The 20,404-nt window shown below is 67.6% G+C and carries 24 protein-coding genes and 1 riboswitch; of the genes, 11 read left to right on the forward strand and 13 right to left on the reverse strand.

Going from position 1 to position 20,404, the window contains the following annotated elements; translation table 11 throughout:
- From AU197_RS17135 to AU197_RS17150, 4 genes are all read right to left on the reverse strand, one after another.
- Positions 1–509 (reverse strand): transglycosylase family protein (locus AU197_RS17135; RefSeq protein ID WP_197415576.1); only part of this gene is annotated, 509 nt, incomplete at its 3' end.
- Positions 510–518: 9 nt separating this feature from the next.
- Positions 519–699, reverse strand: a riboswitch (cyclic di-AMP (ydaO/yuaA leader).
- A 253-nt stretch (positions 700–952) separates the two neighbouring features.
- Entirely contained in the window at positions 953–1,222 is a 270-nt protein-coding gene (locus AU197_RS17140; protein WP_064403904.1) for a MoaD/ThiS family protein, read from the reverse strand.
- A gap of 13 nt (positions 1,223–1,235) precedes the next feature.
- Entirely contained in the window at positions 1,236–2,285 is a 1,050-nt protein-coding gene (gene moaA / locus AU197_RS17145; RefSeq protein WP_064403905.1) for a GTP 3',8-cyclase MoaA, read from the reverse strand.
- On the reverse strand, positions 2,282–2,686 hold the full coding sequence (locus AU197_RS17150) for a YccF domain-containing protein (protein WP_064403906.1): 405 nt from the start codon (positions 2,684–2,686) through the stop codon (positions 2,282–2,284). The genes moaA and AU197_RS17150 overlap by 4 nt, the downstream gene beginning before the upstream one ends.
- Before the next feature lie 151 nt (positions 2,687–2,837).
- Between AU197_RS17150 and AU197_RS17155 the strand changes: the two genes are divergently transcribed.
- Together AU197_RS17155 and AU197_RS17160 are read left to right on the forward strand one after the other, a co-directional pair.
- Positions 2,838–3,248 (forward strand): cold-shock protein, encoded by a 411-nt coding sequence (locus AU197_RS17155; RefSeq protein ID WP_064403907.1) that lies wholly within the window; start codon positions 2,838–2,840, stop codon positions 3,246–3,248.
- A gap of 88 nt (positions 3,249–3,336) precedes the next feature.
- A complete protein-coding gene (locus AU197_RS17160; RefSeq protein ID WP_064403908.1) occupies positions 3,337–4,353 on the forward strand; it encodes a glutathione S-transferase family protein in 1,017 nt (338 codons plus the stop codon).
- 24 nt (positions 4,354–4,377) lie between these two features.
- On the opposite strand, the gene AU197_RS17165 is transcribed toward AU197_RS17160, so the two are convergent.
- Entirely contained in the window at positions 4,378–4,860 is a 483-nt protein-coding gene (locus tag AU197_RS17165) for a DUF2771 domain-containing protein (protein WP_064403909.1), read from the reverse strand.
- Positions 4,857–6,440, reverse strand: a complete 1,584-nt coding sequence (locus tag AU197_RS17170) for an MFS transporter (protein ID WP_197415577.1) — start codon at positions 6,438–6,440, stop codon at positions 4,857–4,859. The genes AU197_RS17165 and AU197_RS17170 overlap by 4 nt, the downstream gene beginning before the upstream one ends.
- A gap of 211 nt (positions 6,441–6,651) precedes the next feature.
- Here AU197_RS17170 and AU197_RS17175 point away from each other — a divergent pair, with 211 nt between their 5' ends.
- Positions 6,652–7,413: a DUF3027 domain-containing protein gene (locus tag AU197_RS17175; protein ID WP_064403911.1), complete on the forward strand. Its 762-nt coding sequence runs from the start codon at positions 6,652–6,654 to the stop codon at positions 7,411–7,413.
- Between the two features lie 119 nt (positions 7,414–7,532).
- Here the strand turns inward: AU197_RS17175 and AU197_RS17180 are convergent, their stop codons facing one another.
- Entirely contained in the window at positions 7,533–7,985 is a 453-nt protein-coding gene (locus AU197_RS17180) for an SRPBCC family protein (protein ID WP_064403923.1), read from the reverse strand.
- A 27-nt stretch (positions 7,986–8,012) separates the two neighbouring features.
- The gene (locus AU197_RS17185; RefSeq protein ID WP_064403912.1) at positions 8,013–8,252 is read right to left on the reverse strand and encodes a DUF2530 domain-containing protein; all 240 of its coding nucleotides are present in this window, start codon (positions 8,250–8,252) and stop codon (positions 8,013–8,015) included.
- A 48-nt stretch (positions 8,253–8,300) separates the two neighbouring features.
- On the opposite strand from AU197_RS17185, the gene AU197_RS17190 reads away from it, so the two are divergent.
- Positions 8,301–9,146: a TrmH family RNA methyltransferase gene (locus AU197_RS17190; protein ID WP_064403924.1), complete on the forward strand. Its 846-nt coding sequence runs from the start codon at positions 8,301–8,303 to the stop codon at positions 9,144–9,146.
- Between the two features lie 5 nt (positions 9,147–9,151).
- Positions 9,152–9,424 (forward strand): DUF2537 domain-containing protein, encoded by a 273-nt coding sequence (locus AU197_RS17195; RefSeq protein ID WP_064403925.1) that lies wholly within the window; start codon positions 9,152–9,154, stop codon positions 9,422–9,424.
- Positions 9,425–9,439: 15 nt separating this feature from the next.
- On the opposite strand, the gene sepH is transcribed toward AU197_RS17195, so the two are convergent.
- Both sepH and serC read right to left on the reverse strand, forming a co-directional pair.
- Entirely contained in the window at positions 9,440–10,255 is an 816-nt protein-coding gene (gene sepH, locus AU197_RS17200; protein WP_064403913.1) for a septation protein SepH, read from the reverse strand.
- 201 nt (positions 10,256–10,456) lie between these two features.
- The gene (gene serC, locus AU197_RS17205) at positions 10,457–11,569 is read right to left on the reverse strand and encodes a phosphoserine transaminase (RefSeq protein WP_064403914.1); all 1,113 of its coding nucleotides are present in this window, start codon (positions 11,567–11,569) and stop codon (positions 10,457–10,459) included.
- Positions 11,570–11,755: 186 nt separating this feature from the next.
- On the opposite strand from serC, the gene AU197_RS17210 reads away from it, so the two are divergent.
- The 3 genes from AU197_RS17210 to AU197_RS17220 all read left to right on the forward strand — a co-directional run bounded on the left by AU197_RS17210 (position 11,756) and on the right by AU197_RS17220 (position 15,077).
- Positions 11,756–12,208 carry a CAP domain-containing protein gene (locus AU197_RS17210; protein ID WP_082696721.1) on the forward strand — a complete coding sequence of 151 codons (453 nt, stop codon included), beginning with the start codon at positions 11,756–11,758 and terminating at the stop codon, positions 12,206–12,208.
- Between the two features lie 163 nt (positions 12,209–12,371).
- Positions 12,372–13,388 (forward strand): AurF N-oxygenase family protein, encoded by a 1,017-nt coding sequence (locus AU197_RS17215; RefSeq protein WP_064403916.1) that lies wholly within the window; start codon positions 12,372–12,374, stop codon positions 13,386–13,388.
- Between the two features lie 9 nt (positions 13,389–13,397).
- Positions 13,398–15,077, forward strand: coding sequence for an FAD-dependent oxidoreductase (locus tag AU197_RS17220; RefSeq protein ID WP_064403917.1), 1,680 nt, complete (start codon positions 13,398–13,400; stop codon positions 15,075–15,077).
- A 5-nt stretch (positions 15,078–15,082) separates the two neighbouring features.
- Here AU197_RS17220 and AU197_RS17225 read toward each other — a convergent pair whose 3' ends face one another.
- From AU197_RS17225 to AU197_RS17235, 3 genes are all read right to left on the reverse strand, one after another.
- Complete coding sequence (locus tag AU197_RS17225) at positions 15,083–15,538, reverse strand: VOC family protein (RefSeq protein ID WP_064403918.1); 456 nt, start codon at positions 15,536–15,538, stop codon at positions 15,083–15,085.
- 113 nt (positions 15,539–15,651) lie between these two features.
- Positions 15,652–16,254, reverse strand: a complete 603-nt coding sequence (locus AU197_RS17230; RefSeq protein ID WP_064403919.1) for a maleylpyruvate isomerase family mycothiol-dependent enzyme — start codon at positions 16,252–16,254, stop codon at positions 15,652–15,654.
- Positions 16,251–17,369, reverse strand: coding sequence for a citrate synthase 2 (locus AU197_RS17235; protein WP_064403920.1), 1,119 nt, complete (start codon positions 17,367–17,369; stop codon positions 16,251–16,253). Before AU197_RS17235 ends, AU197_RS17230 begins: the two co-directional genes overlap by 4 nt.
- Positions 17,370–17,485: 116 nt before the next feature.
- On the opposite strand from AU197_RS17235, the gene pdxH reads away from it, so the two are divergent.
- The 3 genes from pdxH (at position 17,486) to AU197_RS17250 (ending at position 20,282) form a co-directional block, all read left to right on the forward strand.
- The gene (gene pdxH, locus AU197_RS17240) at positions 17,486–18,115 is read left to right on the forward strand and encodes a pyridoxamine 5'-phosphate oxidase (protein WP_064403921.1); all 630 of its coding nucleotides are present in this window, start codon (positions 17,486–17,488) and stop codon (positions 18,113–18,115) included.
- 102 nt (positions 18,116–18,217) lie between these two features.
- Positions 18,218–18,877: a TetR family transcriptional regulator gene (locus AU197_RS17245; protein ID WP_156434458.1), complete on the forward strand. Its 660-nt coding sequence runs from the start codon at positions 18,218–18,220 to the stop codon at positions 18,875–18,877.
- Between the two features lie 97 nt (positions 18,878–18,974).
- Positions 18,975–20,282, forward strand: coding sequence for a citrate synthase (locus tag AU197_RS17250; protein WP_082680721.1), 1,308 nt, complete (start codon positions 18,975–18,977; stop codon positions 20,280–20,282).
- Positions 20,283–20,404: the final 122 nt, after the last annotated feature.

Here is a 20,404-nt window from a genome sequence, read left to right on the forward strand (position 1 = left end):
GGCGGTGGAGGCGGCGCAGCGGCAGCGGCCAACGCGTCGACCGGGGCCGGCGGAGGCGGCGGGGCGAAGGGGTTGAACGGCGGCGGCGGTGGAGGCAGCAGGTTGTTCACGGCGTCGATCGCGTCGTCGACGACGTTGCGCGGCGTCGCGCCCGACAGTCCCTTACCGCACGTCGGCCACGCACCCTTGCCCTGGCTGGCGAGCACGCGTTCGGCGACGGCGATCTGCTCTTCCTTGGTGGCCAGGTGTGCGGCGGGTGCGTACTCACCGCCGCCGTGGCCGGTCCACGTGCTCGGCGCGAACTGGAGTCCGCCCTGGTAGCCGTTACCGGTGTTGATGGCCCAGTTGCCGCCGGATTCGCAGCTGGCGACTCGATCCCATTCGCCGTCGGTGGCGGCGTGGGCCTGGCCGGCGATGGCAAGGCTTCCGGTTCCGAGTACCGCGCCCGTGAAGGCGACTTTCGCGACGCTTACAGCCGATGAAGCCGGCTTGCGGTGCCGTCCACTCATAGGTGCTTTCGGTCCTCTCTTCGGCGCCCACGAGGTCAGCTGTCGGGTTCGGGCTGGAGAGGTATTGCCCGGCCGTGTCGCACAAGGCGATTCGGCTTCACCCCAAGGAACCGATCGGCTCCAGGTCCGTCTGTGACTCGGCGGACCGGTTGGGTCCCCCGCCTCCATCCAAGTTGTTCGTTGGTATCCCGTGCGCCAACGGATGGAGCTCGGCGCGGTTGGGCACGGCGGGCCAGTCGGTTTGAGGTCGACCGGCTTGGGACTGAACCGTATCGGCTCGTTTTGACCGCGTCATCTTTTGCCGATTACGGCGTTTTCGCCTCCGGCAAATCTTAAAAAGGCTCTAAATGCCCAGCAGTTTTCGACGTTTCCGCAGGACTATCCCGTGCTCTATCGCGCCGTAGCCAGGTTGTGATCATTCCGTGATGTGACGGAAATCACCGTTATCCGCCGGCGAAAGGGGGAAGAACATCGACGGTCGCAGCGTCCCGCAGCGCGACGCTGTCGTCGCGCACAGCGATCCCGTCGCTCAGAAAAGAGCAGCGTTTCAACACTTTCGCGAGATTCTCGTCGCGCGCACCGAGCTGCTCGACGAGTTCGGCGAGCGTCGTTCCCGGCCGAAGCCGAATCGTCTCCTCATCGTTACCGGCCGCGGCCCGAGCCGCCGCGAAATAGCGGACGTTCACCGCCACCGTGGTCGTTGTCGCCGTCATTGCTTCCTTTGACTCATCCGCCGATCGCGCTCATCGGCCGATCGGGTTGTACGAAGTTCGGATCGTTGATGCCGTGGCCCGCCGCTTTGGTCCACATCGCCGCGCGCCACGCCGCCTCGACGGCGGCGTCGTCGGCGCCCTCGCGCATCAGGCGCCGCAGGTCGGTCTCCTGCTGCGCGAACAGGCAGTTGCGCACCTGCCCGTCGGCGGTCAGCCGGGTGCGGTCGCAGGCGGAGCAGAACGCGTGTGAGACCGAGGCGATGATGCCGACCTTGCCCACGCCGCCGTCGACGCGCCACAACTCGGCCGGTGCCGACCCGCGCGGGGCGGTGTCGGGGGTGAGGTCGAAATGCTGCCGCAGGGCGGCCAGCACGGCGTCGGCGCTGATCGCCTTGCCGCGTTGCCACTCGTGTCCGGCGTCCAGCGGCATCTGCTCGATGATGCGCAACTGGTAGCCGTGGTCGAGGCAGAACCGCAGCAGCGCGACCGCGTCGTCAAGCCCGGTGACCGGGTCGAGGACGGCGTTGACCTTCACCGGGTCCAGGCCCGCGGCTTTCGCCGCCCGTAGGCCGGCCAGCACGTCGGGGAGCCGGTCTCGACGGGTGATGGCGGCGAACCGCGCGGAGTCGACGGTGTCCAGTGAGACGTTGATGCGGTTCAGGCCGGCCGTCTTGAGCCGCTCGGCGCGCTTGTCGAGGCCGATGCCGTTGGTGGTCAGCGTGATCTCAGGACGGGGTTGCAGCGCAGCCGTCGCGGCGATGACGTCCTCGAGGTGGCGGGCGACCAGGGGTTCGCCGCCGGTGAACCGCACGTTGCGAACGCCGAGCCGCGTCACCGCGATGCGCAGCAGGCGCGTCAGCTCCTCGGGGCGCAGGAGCCGCTCCGACGGCAGCCAGTCCAGGCCCTCGGCGGGCATGCAGTAGGTGCACCGCAGGTTGCAGCGGTCGGTCAACGACACACGCAGGTCGGTGGCGATCCGGCCGAAGGTGTCGATAAGCGGCCCGTCGGCGGGGGCGGGCGAGGACGGCGTGGCCGTGGGAAGACCGAGGTCGACGACGGTCACGCGAACGCTCGCTCCGGGTTGTTCACGGCGTCGACGGGGACGATGTCCTTACCCAGCGGCATCAACGAGACCGGGATCAGCTTGAGGTTGGCCAGCGCGAGCGGGATCCCCACGATCGTGATCGCCATTGCCACCGCCGTGATGATGTGTTCGAGCGCCAACCAGACGCCGAACAGGATGACCCAGATGACGTTGCCGACCAGTGCGCCCGGACGTGGCCCCGGTTTGTCGACGACGGTGCGACCGAACGGCCACAGCGTGAACGCCGCGATGCGCAGGGCGGCGAAGCCGAACGGGATGGTGATGATCAGCACGAAGCAGATCAGCGCCGCCAGCAGGTAGCCCAGCGCCAGCCACAGGCCGCCGAACACCAACCAGATGATGTTGAGTATCAATCGCATATGCGCGCTTCTTCTCCTCCAGCGGTGGTCTTCAGCCTACCGATAAGGGGGTGCTGGCGAGGTAGAGGTCAGAGTAGGATCGAGCAGCACGCGTCCCGGCGCATTCGGGGCGCTTTCCTTTTGTAGGTACAACGACGAGCGGGTGAGACCAGTGCCGACCGGCAGGGTTAAGTGGTACGACGCCGAAAAGGGCTTCGGGTTTTTGTCCCAGGAGGACGGCGAGGACGTCTACGTTCGATCCTCGGCGCTGCCCTCCGGTGTCGAGACCCTCAAGGCCGGGCAGCGCGTGGAGTTCGGTATCGCCGCGGGCAGACGCGGGCCGCAGGCGTTGACGCTGACGCTCATCGACCCGCCGCCGAGCCTGTCGCGTACGCGCCGGGAGGCTGCCGCCGCCGAGCGCAAGCACTCGCCCGATGAGCTGCACGGCATGATCGAGGACATGATCACGCTGCTCGAGAGCGCGGTGCAGCCCGAACTGCGCAAGGGTCGCTATCCGGACCGCAAGGCCGCCCGACGGGTGTCCGAGGTGGTCCGGGCCGTCGCCCGCGAACTCGAGAACTAAATTCCCCTTCGCGCCGAGTGTCGGGTTGATCGACACCTGAACCGCGACTGCGTGCATCAACCCCACGCTCGGCGGGCATGCTGGTGTCATGGCATATGTCGCCGATAAATCCGACTCGGGTGGCGAGTTCAACCGCGACACCAAATACATCGGCACTCGTATCACGGCCGATGGCCGCGACGGGTATCCCGTCGAACCCGGCCGCTATCGGCTCGTCGTCGCGCGGGCCTGCCCGTGGGCCAACCGCACGATCATCGTCCGACGGCTCCTCGGACTCGAAGACGCCCTGTCCATCGGCTTCTGCGGGCCCACCCACGACGAGGACAGCTGGACGTTCGACCTCGACCCGGGCGGCGTCGACCCGGTACTGAAAATCCCCCGGCTCAAGGACGCCTACCTCAAACGGTTCGCAGACTACGACAAGGGCATCACCGTCCCCGCGATCGTCGACGTGCCCACCGGTGAGGTCGTCACCAACGACTTCCCACAGATCACACTCGACTTCACCACCGAGTGGACGCAGTACCACCGCGACGGCGCGCCCGACCTCTACCCCGAGAAGCACCGGGACGAGATCGACGAGGTGGCCCAACGCATCTACACCGAGATCAACAACGGCGTGTACCGGTGCGGGTTCGCGGGCTCTCAAGAGGCTTACGACAAGGCCTACGACCGCCTGTTCACAGCGCTCGATTGGCTCGAAGGCCGGCTGGCCGGCCGGCGATACCTGGTGGGTGACACCATCACCGAGGCCGACGTGCGGCTGTTCACCACGTTGGTGCGCTTCGACCCCGTCTATCACGGGCACTTCAAGTGCAACCGCCAGAAACTCGCCGAGCTACCCGTGCTGTGGGCCTACGCCCGCGACCTGTTCCAGACACCGGGGTTCGGCGACACCATCGACTTCGTCCAGATCAAGCAGCACTACTACATCGTGCACACCGACATCAACCCGACGCAGGTGGTGCCGAAAGGGCCGGACCTGTCCAACTGGCTCACACCGCACGGTCGAGAAGCCTTGGGCGGCAGGCCGTTCGGAGACGGGACACCGCCCGGCCCGACGCGCGAGGGCGAACGGGTGGAGCAGGGTCACGGCGCCGAGTGATGCCGGCTCAGCACCGCGGAAGGCTCAGGACCAGACCGTGCGCACCGACCACTCGGCGTGCGGGGCCGGCACCTCCTCGTCGTCGATGCGCACCAGGGTGGGCAGCAGCACGGCGAGCCCGGTGAGCTTGCCGCGCCGCGGATCGACGGTGGGAATGGTCACCGCCAGCCGCGTCCCCGGTCGGAACTCCTCGACGACGTCGGAGTCCTCGTACTGGCGCAGCAGCACCCACGGCGCCCTGGCGATCGCCGGCGGCACCGACAGCTGCACGGCGTCGCTCTCGATGACCGGCAGTTCGCCTTGGTCTTGGAAGACCTCACACTTGGTGGGGTTGAGCACCTCGCAGTAGCGGTACGGGCCGACACGCACGAGGTGTCCGTGCGAATACGCGCTGATCTCAGGGTATTTCGGTGTGTCGTCGTTGCTGCTGAGCCACCAGACGAGCACGCCGGTACCCACCGACGCGAGAATCACCACCGCGACGAGCGCGGCGATCATACGTTTCACTCGTGCGCCACCGCCGCGGTGTCGGTGCGTCCGCCCTCCTGCTCGGCCAGCACGGGTCGGTTGCCGCCAAAGCCGGGGATGAGCGAATCACCGCGGTAGCTCACCACGGTCTGCGCCAGTCCGAGGATCAGCACCGAGGTGATGGCCGTGAAGCCCACCCACAATTCGGTGTAGACGAGCACGCCGACCGCACCGCCGGCGACCCAGGCCAACTGCAGCACCGACTCCGATCGGCCGAACGCCGAGGCCCGCGACTCCTCGGGCAGGTCGTCCTGCAGCGACGCGTCCAGCGAGGCCTTGCCGATCGCGCTGGCGCCCGACGTGAGCAGCGTGGCGATCGCGGCGACCAGCAGGTTGCCGGTCAGCGCGGCGGCCAGCGCCGCCAGGGTGACGACGATGGTGCAGCGCACCACCACCTGCGCCGGTCGGCCCAGTTTGAGGCGCGCGCTGGTGAAGTTGCCCGCGAAGTTGCCGATGGCCGCCGCCGCGCCGATCAGCCCGAGGATGCGCAGCTGCTCCCATCCGCTGGCGTCATGCGATTTGGCGACGAACGCCGGGTACAGGAAGAGAAAGCCGACCATCACCTTGATCGTGCAGTTGCCCCACAGCGCGGCGATGGTGTTGCGACCCAACGGCTGTCGCGCCGCTTTTGCCGGTGGCACGTGATCGCCGCGCCGAAGTTCGCCGCTGCGGCCGTGATAGCTCAGCGTCGCGGGAACCTCGCCCTCGGTGACCTCGACCCATTTCGGGATCCGCATCGCCAGCGCCGCGCCCGCCACCGAAACCGCGACGATCACGTACAGCGCACCCGGCATCTCGAACAGCTTGAACAGGTACTCCGCGCCCGCGGCCACCGCGCCGCCGACCATCGTGCCGCCGAGCAGGCCGAAGGTGGTCAGCCGTGAGTTCACCCGGACCAGGTCGATCGTCGGCGGCAATACCCGCGGGGTCACCGCGCTGCGCAACACACTGAATGACTTGGACAGCACCATCATTCCGAGCGCGCACGGATAGAGCACCCACGAGGGGAAGCTGCCGGTCACACCGTCGTAGTTGGCGATCAGCACCACCGCGAGCACCGTGCGCAACGCGAACGACGTGGCCAGCGCGACACGGCGGCCGTGCTGGAGCCGGTCCAGTGCGGGCCCGATGAGCGGGGCGATGACGGCGAACGGCGCGATGGTGATCAACAGGTACAGCGCGACCTTGCCCTTGCTCTCGCCCGACGCCGCCGCGAAGAACAACGTGTTGGCCAGCGCGACGGCCATCGCGGCGTCGACCGCGAAATTGGCGACCACCGGCCACGTCAACGCGGTCAACCCCGACTTGTCGGCGCCGTCCGCGGTCGCGGCCCGGTGCACCAGGCCGTACATCTTGGAGCCCATCTCGCGGCTGCGCTGCGCGGCGGCCCGTGTGACGGTGACCTTTTCGCCTGCGGCGCCGCCCATTCGGTGTGGCGGTGGCGTGGCGCCGAATTCGCGGGTGGGCTCGTCGAGTGGCGGTAGCCAGCGGTTGGCACTGGGCGTGGGCCCGCTGCGCCGGGGACGACGGTAGCTCGGGTCGCTCGGGTAGTTCGCCATCCCCGGATGTTCATCGCTCCACCGGTCGTCACCCCAGCGGTCTTCGGCGGGCGGTCGTGGCGGGTGGTACCGAGGGTCGCGCCGACCCGCAGAGTCTCGGGGGTCACGACGCGGTCCGGTCACGATGTCGATTCTCCACCATCGAAGCGGTAGCGGGCGTGCAGCCAACCGGTGTGGCTGACGGTTAGCCGGTCAGGCAGTATTGAGGGCGATGGACAGCGTGACCGAATCCGCCGAGCGGCCGGATCTGGAGGCGGTACTCCTGGGTGCCGTCGACGATGCCCGCGCGGCGATCGTCGATTTCAGCGGCGAGGACACCGTCGGTGAATACCTGGGTGCCAGCTTCGAGGACCCGACCGCGGCCACGCACCGCTTCCTCGCCGAGATGCCCGGCTACCGCGGCTGGCAGTGGGCCGTCGTCGTCGCGGCGTGGCCCGGCGCCGACCACGCCACCATCAGCGAGGTGGTGCTGGTACCAGGACCGACGGCGTTGCTGGCGCCCAAGTGGGTGCCGTGGCAGGAACGCGTCCGGCCCGGCGATCTGGGACCGGGAGATCTTCTCGCGCCGACACCGGACGATCCGCGTCTGGTGCCCGGGTACACGGCGACCGGCGACCCGCAGATCGACGACGTCGCACTCGAGGTGGGTCTGGGCCGGCGCCAGGTGCTCAGCCAGTGGGGCCGCCTGGATGCGGCCCAACGCTGGCACGACGGCGAGTACGGGCCCGGTTCGGCGATGGCGCGCTCGACCCGGCGCGTGTGCCGCGACTGCGGGTTCTACGTTCCGTTGGCCGGTGCGCTCGGTACGACGTTCGGCGTCTGCGCCAACGAGTTCTCCGCCGACGGTCACGTCGTCGACTCCGAATACGGTTGTGGCGCACACTCGGACACGCCCCAGCCCGCGGGCGGCGGATCCCCGCTCTACGACCCGTACGACGACGGTGTGCTGGACCTGACCGAGCCGGCCGACTGACGTTATTCCGTCGGACTTCTCAACGCGGCTCGTTCCTCGCCGCTTGATCGTCGTCCGACTGACGTTATTCGTCGGACTTCTCAACGCGGCTCGTTCCTCGCCGCTTGATCGTCGTCCGGCTAGCGTTCGGCCGCGGCCTTGATCCGCGCGAGAGTTTCGTTCATGCCCTCGACGAGTTCGCGCTCGAAACTCGGGACGCCGCCCATCACCGCGTTGACCAACATCGTGGACACCGGCTTGACCCCGTTCTCCGCATGACGGGTCTCCACCAGCCGGGTGCCGGTCTCGGTGGGTTCGAGTTCGTAGCTCCACACCGTGTTGTTTTCGTTGACCCGGAACGCCAGCTTCTTCTCGGGGATCACTTCGATGATCCGGCTGGTCGTGGGCCACACCAGGAACTTGCGCCTGTTGAAGTTGATCGTCCGCGCACCCGGCTGGAGCGGACCGATCGTCTTCATGAGCCGGCACTGCGGGCTCCATCGCGGCATGTTCTTGAGGTCCGAGATCAGTTCCCACACCTTGGTCACCGGGGCGTTGATCGTCGTCTCGGCTTGCAACAGCGGCGCTGCCATCACCTTCTCCTGTCTGCTCGTCTCGCGTTAGGTGAGTCCGCTCTGCGCCCCGCGCGATCCGCGACGCACGGCGCGACGTTGCCACAACCAGATCCCCGTGCCAAGCGCGCCGACGCCTAGCCCGGCCACGGCGTACGGCCGCCACTCGTGTAGACCGGTCACCGTGAACGCCAGGATCGCAGCGACGACCCAACCGGCCGCGATCGCGACGATGACCGGCGCCGGCTTGAGCAGCACGTCGGGCAGCGGGGGCGGTTGCGGGGTCATCGCTATGAAAAATAGCCCACGGCGCGGTGGTGCCGGTCGGGCGTGACGATGACCCACACCGTGATCGACGTCGCCGATCCCTCCGATCCGCGGCTCGACGACTTCCGCGACCTCAACAGCGTCGACCGCAGACCCGACCTGCCCACCGGCAAGGGGTTGGTGATCGCCGAGGGGGTGCTGGTGGTGCAACGCATGTTGGCCTCGCGGTTCGTCCCGCGGGCGATGATGGGCACCGACCGGCGACTGCAGGAACTCGCGACGGACCTGGTTGGCGTTTCGGCCCCGTACTACCGGGTGCCCGCCGACGTGATGGCCGAAGTGGTGGGCTTTCACCTCAACCGCGGCGTGCTGGCGTCGGCTTCGCGGCCGCCGGAGTTGACGGTCGCCGAGGTGCTCACCGGTGCCCGTACCGTCGCGGTCCTCGAAGGCGTCAACGACCACGAGAACCTCGGCTCGATCTTTCGCAACGCAGCCGGCCTCGGCGTGGACGCGGTGGTGTTCGGCACCGGCTGCGCCGATCCGCTGTACCGGCGTGCCGTCCGGGTGTCGATGGGCCATGCGCTCCTCGTACCCTACGCATGGGCACAGTCCTGGCCGGATGACCTGAAGATGTTGCGCGACAACGGGTTTCGAATACTGGCGATGACGCCCACGCCCGCGGCGCGCACGCTGGCCGACGCGATGACGGGCGTCGTCGACGCTAAGGTGGCGATCCTCGTCGGCGCGGAGGGCCCAGGGCTCACCGAGCGGACGATGCGCGCGGCCGATCTGCGGGTGCGGGTTCCGATGTCGCGGGGAACCGACTCGCTCAACGTCGCGACCGCTGCGGCCCTGGCGTTCTATGAGCGGGTTAGATTGAGCACCGGCGAGATTGAGCGGAGCGACTCGGAGTGAATGAGATGGCCGACGACTCGACGCCGTGGGCGATGGGGTTGACGGTGGCGGGTTTCGTGGCGGCGGTCGTCGCGGCAGCGATCGTCGTGCTCAGCCTCGGATTGCTGCGCTTGCACCCGCTGCTGGCGATCGGACTCAACCTGGTCGCCGTCGGCGGCCTGGCCCCGACGGTGTGGGGGTGGCGAAACCGTCCGGTGTGGCGGTGGTTCGTGTTGGGCTCCGGCGTCGGGGTCGCCGCCGCGTGGCTGGTGGTGCTCGCCGTCGCGCTCAGCGGCTGACCTGGGCGCGGAAACTCAGCGCTGGCCGCTGGACCGCACGCCCAGCAGAACGTCCTCCCATGCCGGGACCGCCGGCTTGGCCTTACCCCTGCGGGCCTTGGGCTGCTTCGGCGCGACCGGCTCGGCTTCCGGTTCGGGCTGTGGTTCCGGTGCGGTGACCTGCACTGGCGGCTCGATCGGAAGCGTCGGTTCCTCAACCTCGACCGCAGGCTGGGGCAGCGCTGCGACCGGGCGCAACGGGCGCGAGAAGTTCGGATCGATCAGCTCGGAGGCCGCGTCGTCGAATGCCGTCACCGTCCCGCCATGGGCGCCGGGGGTGAACCGGAAATGTGCGACGTTGTCCGACATTCCCGCCTTCCACGCCAGCTGCACCGTCCAGCGGCCGTCCTCGTTGCGCCACGCATCCCACGTGGGTGCGTCGGGGTCGAGCCCTCGTGCGATCAACGCCGTCGTGACCGTCTCCAGCAGGGTCAGTACGGACGGACCGTCGGGAAGCACCGGGTGCGCGGCCGTTGCCAGTTCAGCGGCCCGGGAACGTTCGAGCAGCACCGGGTGTGCGAAGCGCTCGACACGGGAAACGTCGACGCCCGACGCCTCCGCGACCTGCTCGACGGACGCGCCCGCCCTGATGCGTGACTGAATCTCCCTGGGGCGCAGCACGTTGTGAACCTCGGCCTCGTCTCGTGTCTGGCTCGAACCCATCTGGTCACCTCGAACGGCGGCCCGCAACCGATCGTCGCGCCGCAGCGTGAATTTCTCGCCGGAGCCGTCGGCCTCGCAGATGATTCGTTTGCCGTCCACATCGAGTCCGACGACTTTGAGTTCCCGCATGGCGACCTCCTCCGGGCTAGCGCAAAGCCCGATCAACCGGACACTACTGCGTTATCCGGGCGTTACCTGGTAGGACACGCGGCCAAGCCACGCCCCGTCTGTTGGTCGCGGCTAAAGCCGCGCCCCGTCTGTTGGTCGCGGCTAGAGCCGCTCCCCGGCTGTTGGTCGCGGCTAGAGCCGCTCCCCGGCTGTTGGTCGCGGCTAGAGCCGCTCCACCACCCAGTCGATGCACGCGGTGAGCGCGCCGACGTCATCAGGTTCCACGGCCGGGAACATTCCCACCCGGAGCTGGTTGCGGCCGAGCTTGCGATAAGGCTCGGTGTCGACGATGCCGTTGGCTCGCAAGGTCTTGGCGACGGCCGCCGCATCGATGTCGTCGTTGAAGTCCACCGTGCCGACCACCTGCGAACGCAACGCCGGATCGGTGACGAACGGCGTGGCGAACTCGGCCGCGTCGGCCCACGCGTACAACCGCTGCGACGAGTCCGCGGTGCGTTTGACCGCCCAGTCCAGGCCGCCGTTGGCCAGCAGCCAGTCCAGCTGCTCGGCCAGCAGGATCAAGGTGCCGATCGCGGGGGTGTTGTAGGTCTGGTTCTTGAGGCTGTTCTCGATCGCGATCGGCAACGACAGGAACTCCGGAACCCAACGGCCCGCGCCCGCGATCGCCTCGACGCGGGCCAGCGCGGCCGGCGACATGATCGCCAGCCACAGTCCGCCGTCGCCTGCGAAGTTCTTCTGCGGGGCGAAGTAGTAGACGTCGGATTCGGCGATGTCCACCGGCAGCCCACCCGCCGCCGACGTCGCGTCGATCGCGATCAACGCATCACCCGACCCCTCGGGGCGCTGCACCGGGACCGCGACACCGGTCGAGGTTTCGTTGTGCGCCCAGCCGATCAGGTCGACCGACGGGTCCGTGGTCGGCTCCGGCGCGCTGCCCGGATCGGCCTTGACGACGACGGGGTCGCCCACGAACGGGTTCTTGGCCACCGCCGAAGCGAATTTCGCGCTGAACTCGCCGTACGTCAGATGCAGTGACCGCTTGTCGATCAGGCCGAACGCCGCCGCATCCCAGAACGCTGTGGTGCCGCCGTTGCCGAGGATCACCTCGTAGCCGTCGGGCAGCGAGAACAGCTGACGCAGCCCGTCGCGCACCCGGCCGACCAGGTTCTTCACCGGCGCCTGGCGGTGCGACGTTCCGAACAGGTCACCCGCTGCGGCGAGCGCGGCCAGCTGTTCCGGCCGGACCTTGGACGGGCCGCAGCCGAACCGGCCGTCGCGCGGTTTGAGGTCGGCGGGGATCGTGAGCGCGGACATGCGGTCAACAGTAATGACCGGACCTGTGCCGTCGCCGTGGGGATGGGCGGCAGAGAAAAGTCACAAAAGTGGGTAAACGGCCTACATAGAGACCTCGCTGTGTCCATACTGTGACCTGTCGGGGACTGAAGCTCGAGCCCAGGGGGGCACGTGAACAGTCGTAGAAGAAGCTCGGTCCTGATTTCCATGTGTGCAGCCGCGCTGGCCGTCGGCGCCCCGGGGCTTGCGGTGCCCGCCCACGCCGACGGCGCCGACGACGGTGCACTGCTGAACGAGATCAACTCCGCCCGCGCCGCCAACGGCTGCGGCCCGGTCGCGGCGAATCCGCAGCTGAGCGCGGCCGCCGCCCGACAGGCCAACGACATGCTGGCCAACAATGTCCGCAGCCACACCGGATCGGACGGGTCATCGGTGGGCCAGCGCATCGCGGCCGCCGGCTACACGCAGTACTCCAATGCCGGCGAGATCATCTTTTGGAGCACCGGGGTCGGCGCGGTGCCGGCCGCGGCCGTCGACTGGTGGATGAACAGCCCCGGCCACCGCGCGATCATCACCGACTGCGGGATGACGGAAGCCGGTGTCGCGGTGGTGCGCAACGGCGCCAGGGCTGCCGCGGTGGGGGAGTTCGGCAGCAAGTAGCGCCGAGCGTCGCGGTACGTCCAGATGTGACCGCCATCACATCACGCCGTTTTCGAGACGGTGTGACACATCGCGCTCAGGGGTATGTTCAGTAGGCGATACCTCCGGTACCGTTGTTGGACATCAGTGGCGCGAATGTAAACCTCATAGGGGAGGGCTGAAGATGGCGCGGACTCGAATGGTCAGGCGATGGCGTCGCAACATGGAAGTCAGCGACGACGCCGATTACGTCGACACGCTCACCACGCTTTCCGAGGGTTCGGTGCGGCGGAACTTCAATCCGTACACCGACATCGACTGGGACTCCCCGGAGTTCGCGGTCACCGAGAATGACCCGCGCTGGGTGCTGCCCGCCACCGACCCGCTCGGTGGACATCCCTGGTATCAGGCTCAACCGCTGGAGCGGCAGATCGAGATCGGAATGTGGCGGCAGGCCAACGTCGCCAAGGTCGGTCTGCAGTTCGAGATCATCCTCATCCGCGGCCTGACCAACTACGCGTTCTGGGTGCCCAACGGCTCGCCCGAGTACCGGTACTGCCTGCACGAGTCGGTCGAAGAGTGCAACCACACGATGATGTTCCAGGAGATGGTCAACCGCATCGGCGCCGACGTACCCGGCATGCCGCGCATGCTGCGCTGGCTGTCGCCATTCATCCCGCTGATCGCCGGGCCGCTCCCGATCCCGTTCTTCTTCGGCGTGCTCGCCGGCGAGGAACCGATCGACCACACCCAGAAGAACGTGCTGCGCGAAGGCAAGGACCTGCATCCGATCATGGAGCGGGTGATGGCGATCCACGTCGCCGAGGAAGCGCGCCACATCTCGTTCGCCCACGAGTATCTGCGCAAGCGCCTGCCGTATCTGAACCGCCGGCAGCGGTTCTGGTTGTCGTGGAACGTGCCGATCATCATGCGGGTGCTGTGCCAGGCGATCATCGTGCCGCCGAGGTCGTTCTGGCGGGAGTTCGACATCCCGCGCTCTGTGCGCAAGGAACTGTTCTTCCGTGCACCCAAGTCGCGGCAGTTCCTGCGCGACATGTTCGGCGATGTCCGGATGCTGTGCCACGACACCGGGCTGATGAACCCGTTCGCGAAACTCGTGTGGCGGCTCTGCAAGATCGACGGTCCGCCCAGCCGTTACCGCAGCGAACCGGCTCGCCAGCACGTGGTCGCTGCTGCGTAGGGAGCGCCTGTGCCCCATGTGATCACCCAGTCGTGTTGCAGCGACGGGTCCTGTGTCTACGCGTGCCCGGTGAACTGCATCCACCCGACGCCCGACGAACCCGGCTTCGCGACTGCCGAGATGCTCTACATCGATCCGGTGGCGTGTGTCGACTGCGGTGCGTGCGTGTCGGCCTGCCCGGTCGGCGCGATTTCGCACGATTCGAAGTTGACGCCCGCGCAGCTCCCGTTCGTCGAGTTGAACGCCGCGTTCTACCCTAAGCCGAACGGAAAGTTGCCGCCGACGTCGAAGCTGGCGCCCGTCATCGAGGCGCCGGTGGTCTATCCCCGTTCAGCCGGACCGCTCTCCGTGGCCATCGTCGGGTCGGGACCGGCGGCGATGTACGCCGCCGACGAGCTGCTCACCCAGAAAGGCGTGCGCGTCAACGTTTTCGAGCGCCTGCCCACGCCGTACGGGTTGGTGCGCGCCGGCGTCGCACCCGACCACCAGAGCACCAAACGCGTGACCAAACTGTTCGACAGAATCGCCGCCCACCCGGGATTCACCTTCTACCTCAACGTTGAGGTGGGCGCCGACGTCACCCACGACGAGCTGCTCGAGCACCACCACGCCGTGCTCTACGCGGTCGGGGCGCCCAACGACCGCCGGCTCGACATCGCGGGAATGGACCTGCAGGGCACGGGCACCGCCACCGAATTCGTGGCGTGGTACAACGGCCACCCCGACTTCGACTCGCTGCCAGTCGATTTGAGCCACGAGCGGGTCGTCATCGTCGGCAACGGCAACGTCGCTCTCGACGTCGCGCGAATCCTCGCCATGCCACCGGACACCCTTGCGGCCACCGACATCTCGGATCACGCGCTGGCCGTGCTCCGCGGCTCCAAGGTGACCGAGGTGGTGATCGCGGCTCGGCGCGGACCCGCCGACTCGGCATTCACGCTGCCCGAGCTGATCGGGCTGACCTCGGCATGCGAGGTGGTGCTCTCGCCGGAGGACCACGAGTCGGTGGACCGCGACCTGGCCACCACCGAAGATCGCCTGACCCGCAACAAATTGGAGATCTTGAGCAAGCTCGGCGACACGTCCGCACCGGTGACGCGGCCACGTATCCGGCTGGCCTATTCGCTGACGCCGAAGCGTGTCGTCGGCGACGGTCGCGCCGAGGCGATGGAGTTCACGGTCACCGGCGCCGACGAGGTTCGACGCATCGCCGCAGGGCTGGTGTTGACCTCGATCGGGTACCGCGGCAAGCCGATTCGCGGTCTGCCGTTCGACGAGGCGGCCGCCGTAGTACCGAACGACGGCGGTCGTGTCGTCGACCAGCGGTCAGGTGCACCCGTTCCCGGCAGCTACGTCGCGGGCTGGATCAAACGCGGGCCCACAGGCTTCATCGGCACCAACAAGTCGTGCGCCGCGCAGACCGTGCACAACCTGGTCGCCGACTACAACGACGGCAGGTTGCGCGATCCCGTGCACAAGCCGGCCGCACTGGACAACCTCGTCCGCAGCAGGCGGCCCGACATGGTCGACTCCGCCGGTTGGAAGGCGATCGACACCGCAGAAGTCGCCCGCGGCGGTGACGAACGACCGCGCGTCAAGTTCACCGCGGTCGCCGACATGCTCTCCGCCGCGACCGACACCCGCGCACCCCGGCTCGGCCGTCGACTACTGGCCGGCCTGCGCCGGTAGCGCCGTCATTGGTGCTGCTGTACCGCCTTCTCGATCTCCTCGGGGCTGACCTCGCGCACCGGCTGGCCCATCGACCACATATGTCCGAACGGGTCGCGCAGCTCGCCGTAGCGGTCACCCCAGAACATGTCGCCAAGCGGCATGACAACCGTCGCGCCCGCGTCGACGGCCCTCTGGAACTTGGCGTCGACATCGTCGACCGTCAGATGGATGGTCACCGGCGAGCCGCCGAGCGCTTCCGGCGTCGCAGACTTGCCGTCATTCATCTCCGGGAAATCGTCGTTCAGCATCACCACCGCCCCGTTGATGCGCAACGCGGCGTGAAACAGCCTCTTGCCGTCGGGCCCCGGCACGCGGCCCAGTTCCTCGGCGCCGAAGGCCTTGACGTAAAAGTCGATGGCCGCGGCGCCGTCGCTGACCGTGAGCATGGGAGAAATTGCCGGCTGAACTTCGATGGCCATAGGAAAGCTCCTTTTCGATTCGGGTGAGGCCCGCGGAGGGGTTACCGGTACCGACTCGCAGAGCACGCTCTATTCATCGGTACCCGGTCATGCAACCACTGCCCACCGACAGATCAGACGATCGAGAACGACGGCGGCAGAGCCTTGCGACCCGTCAGCGCCATCAGCACCGTCTCACCCTGGTGCTCGGCGGCTATGCGTGCTGCCAATACCAACGCCTCCTCGAGCACGGGAGGCGGCAACGTGAACGAAATGCCAATCGCGCGTGCGATATCCAAGCTGTGCACGGCCAGCTCGAACGTCCGCGTCGGCAGATAGGTCCGCAACCGGATGCCCAGCCCGCCGAGCACCCGAATCAACGGATCATCGACCGTCTCCAATCGCGCGAGTGCTCGGGAGACGAGGTCGGCCACGGCGGTCGCCGGGTCGTCGCCGAGGTCGCGCCCGGCTTGCCTGCCGCGCTCGGCCACGTCGGCGGGATCCAAACTCAGCGCGCTCGGGTTCACCCGCGCGTAGTACTCCTGGGGCGTGGCGATGTCCTCGCGGTCGGCAGTGGTCTGCAGGTAGGTGAGCACCGTGGTCAGCGAGCGCGACGTGTGCCCGACAAGCGAGCGCAGATCCCAGTCGCCCAGACCCGGCCCCGCCCACGCGTCGGCAGGAATGCGACCGACCAGGTCCGCGAAGCCGTGTGCGGCCGAGGCGAACGTCGACGTCACGACCGGACGACTTGGTCCCAGCCCTCGACCGACTCGGGGCTGCGCGGCTCCGGTCCGACGTAGATCGCCGACGGCCGCACCAGCTTGCCGAGCCGCTTCTGTTCGAGGATGTGGGCACACCAGCCGGCGGTGCGCCCACAGGTGAACATGGCGGGCATCATCTTGGTCGGCACCTGGGCGAAGTCCAGGATCACCGCCGCCCAGAACTCGACGTTGGTCTCGATCGCGCGGTCGGGTCGTCGCTCCCGCAGTTCGGCAAGGGCGGCCTGCTCGAGGGCGGCGGCGACCTCGTAGCGCGGGGCTTCGAGCCGCTTGGCCGTGGCGCGCAGCACCCGGGCCCGCGGGTCCTCGGCGCGGTACACCCGGTGTCCGAAGCCCATCAGCTTCTCGTTGCGGTCGAGGATGCCCTTGACGACGGCGCGGGCGTCGCCGGTCTTCTCGGCCTCCTCGATCATCGGGATCACCCGGGCCGGAGCGCCGCCGTGCAGCGGTCCGCTCATCGCGCCGATCGCGCCGGACAGGGCGGCCGCGACGTCGGCGCCGGTCGATGCGATGACGCGCGCGGTGAAGGTCGAGGCGTTCATACCGTGCTCGGCGGCGCTGACCCAGTAGGCGTCGATGGCCTCGACGTGCCGGGGATCCGGGTCGCCCTGCCAGCGGGTCATGAATCGCTCTGTCACGGTTGAGCATTCGTCGATGGTCCGCTGCGGGACCGCGGGTCGATAGATCCCCCGCGCCGACTGCGCGACGTAGGACAGCGCCATCACCGAGGCTCGGGCGAGGTGCTCGCGGGCGGTCGTGTCGTCGATGTCCAGCAGCGGGGGGTAGCCCCAGATGGGGGCCAACATCGCCAGCCCGGCCTGGACGTCGACGCGCACGTCGCCGCTGTGGATCGGAAGCGGAAACGGTTCAGCGGGCGGCAGACCGTTGCCGAACTTGCCGTCGACCAGCAGCGCCCACACGTCGCCGAAGGTCACCCGCTGGTTGACCAGATCCTCGATGTCGACGCCGCGGTAGCGCAGCGCGCCGCCGTCCTTGTCGGGTTCGGCGATCTCGGAAGTGAAGGCGACGACGCCCTCGAGGCCGGGTACGAAGTCTTCAGGCACCGCGCTCATGGCCAGATTCTCGCACCTGTCCATCGGTGCTCATCTGGCGGTTGCTGACACGACGGCAGCCGGTGTGGGCGTAGCGTTGTCGCGTGGCGGAGGTAGGCCCAGAACGCTTGGCGAGGATGCGGGTGGAATACGGTTCGGCGGAAAAGGACGGCAGTCCCGATCTGGACGTGGATTGGCTGGCGGACGGCTGGGTTACCTTGCTGCGCAAGTGGTTAGCCGACGCCGAGCGCGCCGGTGTCGCCGAACCCAACGCCATGGTCGTCGGCACGGTCGACAGCCGCGGGCGGCCGGTGACCCGGTCGGTGTTGTGCAAGAGCGTCGACGACACGGGCATCACGTTCTACACCAACTACGACTCCGACAAGGGCGAGCAGCTGGCGGCGACGCCGTACGCGTCGGCCACCTTCCCCTGGTATCTGACCGGGCGCCAGGTCCACGTCCGCGGACCGGTGACGAAGGTGTCGGCGGAGGAGACCGCCGAATACTGGTCGAAGCGACCGCGGGGGTCGCAGTTGGGTGCCTGGGCGTCATACCAGTCGAAGCCGATCGCCTCGCGCGCGGCACTGCTGGAGCAACTGGCCGAGGTGACGCGGCGCTTCGAAGCCCACGACACGGTGCCCGTGCCGCCGAATTGGGGTGGCTATCTGATCGCCGCCGACGTCGTCGAATTCTGGCAGGGCCGGGAGAACCGGGTGCACAACAGGATTCGCATTCGGGACGGCCGCGTCGAGCGGCTGCAGCCCTAGGCGTCGGCGTTGCTACCGCCAGGCGCGGACCCGAAATGCTCACGTCGAACATGTTTTCGGCGAAGATGAATTCTTAGCTCATCCATAGTTTCGACCGTTAGGATGCGCCTTGTGCCTGACGGTAGGGGGGCGCAGTCCGTCGGGCTGCGCGAGCGCAAGAAGCAGCGCACGCGTGCGACTCTCATCGACGCCGCAGTGGAACTGTGCAACGGACAGGGTTTCGACAACACCACCGTGGAGCAGATCGCCGCGGTGGCCGACGTTTCACCGCGCACCTTCAGCCGGTACTTCCCGACCAAGGACTCCATCGCGCTGGCTCTGGTCGACGAGATCGTCGACGAAGTCGCCCGCGAACTGGACCGCCAGCCCGCCGAGCTGAACCACCTCGAGGCGATCCTGCGCGCCTATGTCGCGATGGGGGAGGCGGCCAAGCACGCGGGACCCGACGATCTGCGGGCCGAACGGGTGTTGTGCATCGCCAGGATCGTCCTGTCGTCGCCGACGCTGCGCCAGGTCACCGTCGAGTTCCGGAGCAACGCGCTCGAACAGGCACTCGCCAGGCGCATGGGGGTCGATGTGGCCGATCGCAGGGTGCGCCTGGCATCTGCGACGTGGAGTGCGGTGATCATGACGGCGCTCACCGACGTCGTGCATGTCAACAGCGACTGGTCACGGGTGTCCATAGACGACCTGATCGAGCGCTTGGAGACGGTCTTCGCGGAGTTCACCGGCTTGTTGGGTAATCTGCGGCTGCCCGTCTGAGCAAGTGACCGCCCCCGGCGGGGCACGCCTGCCCGAATGGGACTACCTTTTGTAGGAGCAATGTCCGAATACTCCCAGCAGCGACGAAGGGAACCTCGTGGCCGATAACGCGAAGAGTGGGGAAGGGCAAGCCACCCTCTCCTACCCCGGTGGCACGCTCGACCTTGACATCGTTTCCGCCACCGAAGGCGCTGATGGCATCGCGCTGGGGTCACTTCTGGCCAAGTCCGGCTACACGACGTTCGACGAGGGCTTCGTCAACACCGCATCGACCAAGAGTGCGATCACCTACATCGACGGCGACGCCGGCATCCTGCGCTACCGCGGCTACCCGATCGAGCAGCTCGCCGAGAAGTCGAACTTCATCGAGGTCAGCTACCTGCTCATCTACGGTGAGCTGCCCACCAAGGAACAGCTCGCGGAGTTCACCACCCGGATTCAGCGGCACACGCTGCTGCACGAGGATCTCAAGCGGTTCTTCGACGGCTTCCCGGCAAACGCCCATCCGATGCCGGTGCTGTCGAGCGCAGTCAACGCGCTGTCGACGTACTACGAGGATTCGCTGGATCCGTTCGACGACAACCAGGTCGAGCTGTCGACGATCCGGCTGCTGGCCAAGCTGCCGACCATCGCGGCGTACGCCTACAAGAAGTCCGCGGGCCAGCCGTTCCTGTACCCGGACAACTCGCTGACGCTGGTCGAGAACTTCCTGCGGATGACGTTCGGCTTCCCCGCCGAGCCTTACGAGGTCGATCCCGAGATCGTCCGCGCGCTGGACATGCTGTTCATCCTGCACGCCGACCACGAGCAGAACTGCTCGACGTCGACGGTGCGGCTGGTCGGCTCGTCGCAGGCCAACCTGTTCACGTCGATCTCCGGCGGCATCAACGCGCTGTGGGGCCCGCTGCACGGCGGTGCCAACCAGGCGGTGCTGGAGATGCTGGAGAAGATCCGCCAGGCCGACTTCGACGTCCACGAGTTCATTAAGAAGGTGAAGAACCGCGAGGACGGCGTGAAGCTGATGGGCTTCGGTCACCGGGTCTACAAGAACTACGATCCGCGCGCCCGCATCGTCAAGGAGCAGGCCGACAAGATCCTGGGCAAGCTCGGCGGCGACGACGAGATGCTGGATATCGCACGGACTCTCGAGGAAGCCGCGCTCACCGACGACTTCTTCATCGAGCGCAAGCTCTACCCGAACGTCGACTTCTACACCGGCGTGATCTACCGGGCGATGGGTTTCCCGACGCGCATGTTCACCGTGCTGTTCGCGCTCGGCCGGCTGCCCGGTTGGATCGCGCACTGGCGGGAGATGCACGATGAGGGCAGCGGCAAGATCGGCCGTCCGCGCCAGGTCTACACCGGCTACACCGAACGCGACTACAAGGACGTCAGCAGCCGCTAGGTCTGTTCGCGCTCTGTGCCGAACGTGGGTTACCCGCACGTTCTGGGCGTCTGATGTCAAGTGGTGAGTGCAACATTGGGGTTCATGCGGCTGCTTGGGTGATGAGTGCGTTGAGGCGGTCG

The organism is Mycobacterium sp. IS-1590 (assembly GCF_001500025.1).
Taxonomy (GTDB): Bacteria; Actinomycetota; Actinomycetes; order Mycobacteriales; family Mycobacteriaceae; genus Mycobacterium.

Excerpts from the sequence above, each read along its gene's own strand:
- AU197_RS17195 (WP_064403925.1), top strand. The coding sequence starts at position 9,152 with ATGGCCGACGACTCGACGCCGTGGGCGATGGGGTTGACGGTGGCGGGT.
- AU197_RS17225 (WP_064403918.1), bottom strand. The coding sequence starts at position 15,538 with ATGGCCATCGAAGTTCAGCCGGCAATTTCTCCCATGCTCACGGTCAGC.
- AU197_RS17140 (WP_064403904.1), bottom strand. The coding sequence starts at position 1,222 with ATGACGGCGACAACGACCACGGTGGCGGTGAACGTCCGCTATTTCGCG.
- serC (WP_064403914.1), bottom strand. The coding sequence starts at position 11,569 with ATGTCCGCGCTCACGATCCCCGCCGACCTCAAACCGCGCGACGGCCGG.
- AU197_RS17235 (WP_064403920.1), bottom strand. The coding sequence starts at position 17,369 with ATGAGCGCGGTGCCTGAAGACTTCGTACCCGGCCTCGAGGGCGTCGTC.
- AU197_RS17185 (WP_064403912.1), bottom strand. The coding sequence starts at position 8,252 with ATGACCCCGCAACCGCCCCCGCTGCCCGACGTGCTGCTCAAGCCGGCG.
- AU197_RS17170 (WP_197415577.1), bottom strand. The coding sequence starts at position 6,440 with ATGGCGAACTACCCGAGCGACCCGAGCTACCGTCGTCCCCGGCGCAGC.
- AU197_RS17175 (WP_064403911.1), top strand. The coding sequence starts at position 6,652 with ATGGACAGCGTGACCGAATCCGCCGAGCGGCCGGATCTGGAGGCGGTA.
- pdxH (WP_064403921.1), top strand. The coding sequence starts at position 17,486 with ATGCGGGTGGAATACGGTTCGGCGGAAAAGGACGGCAGTCCCGATCTG.
- AU197_RS17160 (WP_064403908.1), top strand. The coding sequence starts at position 3,337 with ATGGCATATGTCGCCGATAAATCCGACTCGGGTGGCGAGTTCAACCGC.
- AU197_RS17190 (WP_064403924.1), top strand. The coding sequence starts at position 8,301 with ATGACCCACACCGTGATCGACGTCGCCGATCCCTCCGATCCGCGGCTC.
- AU197_RS17215 (WP_064403916.1), top strand. The coding sequence starts at position 12,372 with ATGGCGCGGACTCGAATGGTCAGGCGATGGCGTCGCAACATGGAAGTC.
- AU197_RS17180 (WP_064403923.1), bottom strand. The coding sequence starts at position 7,985 with ATGGCAGCGCCGCTGTTGCAAGCCGAGACGACGATCAACGCCCCGGTG.
- AU197_RS17210 (WP_082696721.1), top strand. The coding sequence starts at position 11,756 with ATGTGTGCAGCCGCGCTGGCCGTCGGCGCCCCGGGGCTTGCGGTGCCC.
- AU197_RS17245 (WP_156434458.1), top strand. The coding sequence starts at position 18,218 with ATGCGCCTTGTGCCTGACGGTAGGGGGGCGCAGTCCGTCGGGCTGCGC.
- AU197_RS17150 (WP_064403906.1), bottom strand. The coding sequence starts at position 2,686 with ATGCGATTGATACTCAACATCATCTGGTTGGTGTTCGGCGGCCTGTGG.
- sepH (WP_064403913.1), bottom strand. The coding sequence starts at position 10,255 with ATGCGGGAACTCAAAGTCGTCGGACTCGATGTGGACGGCAAACGAATC.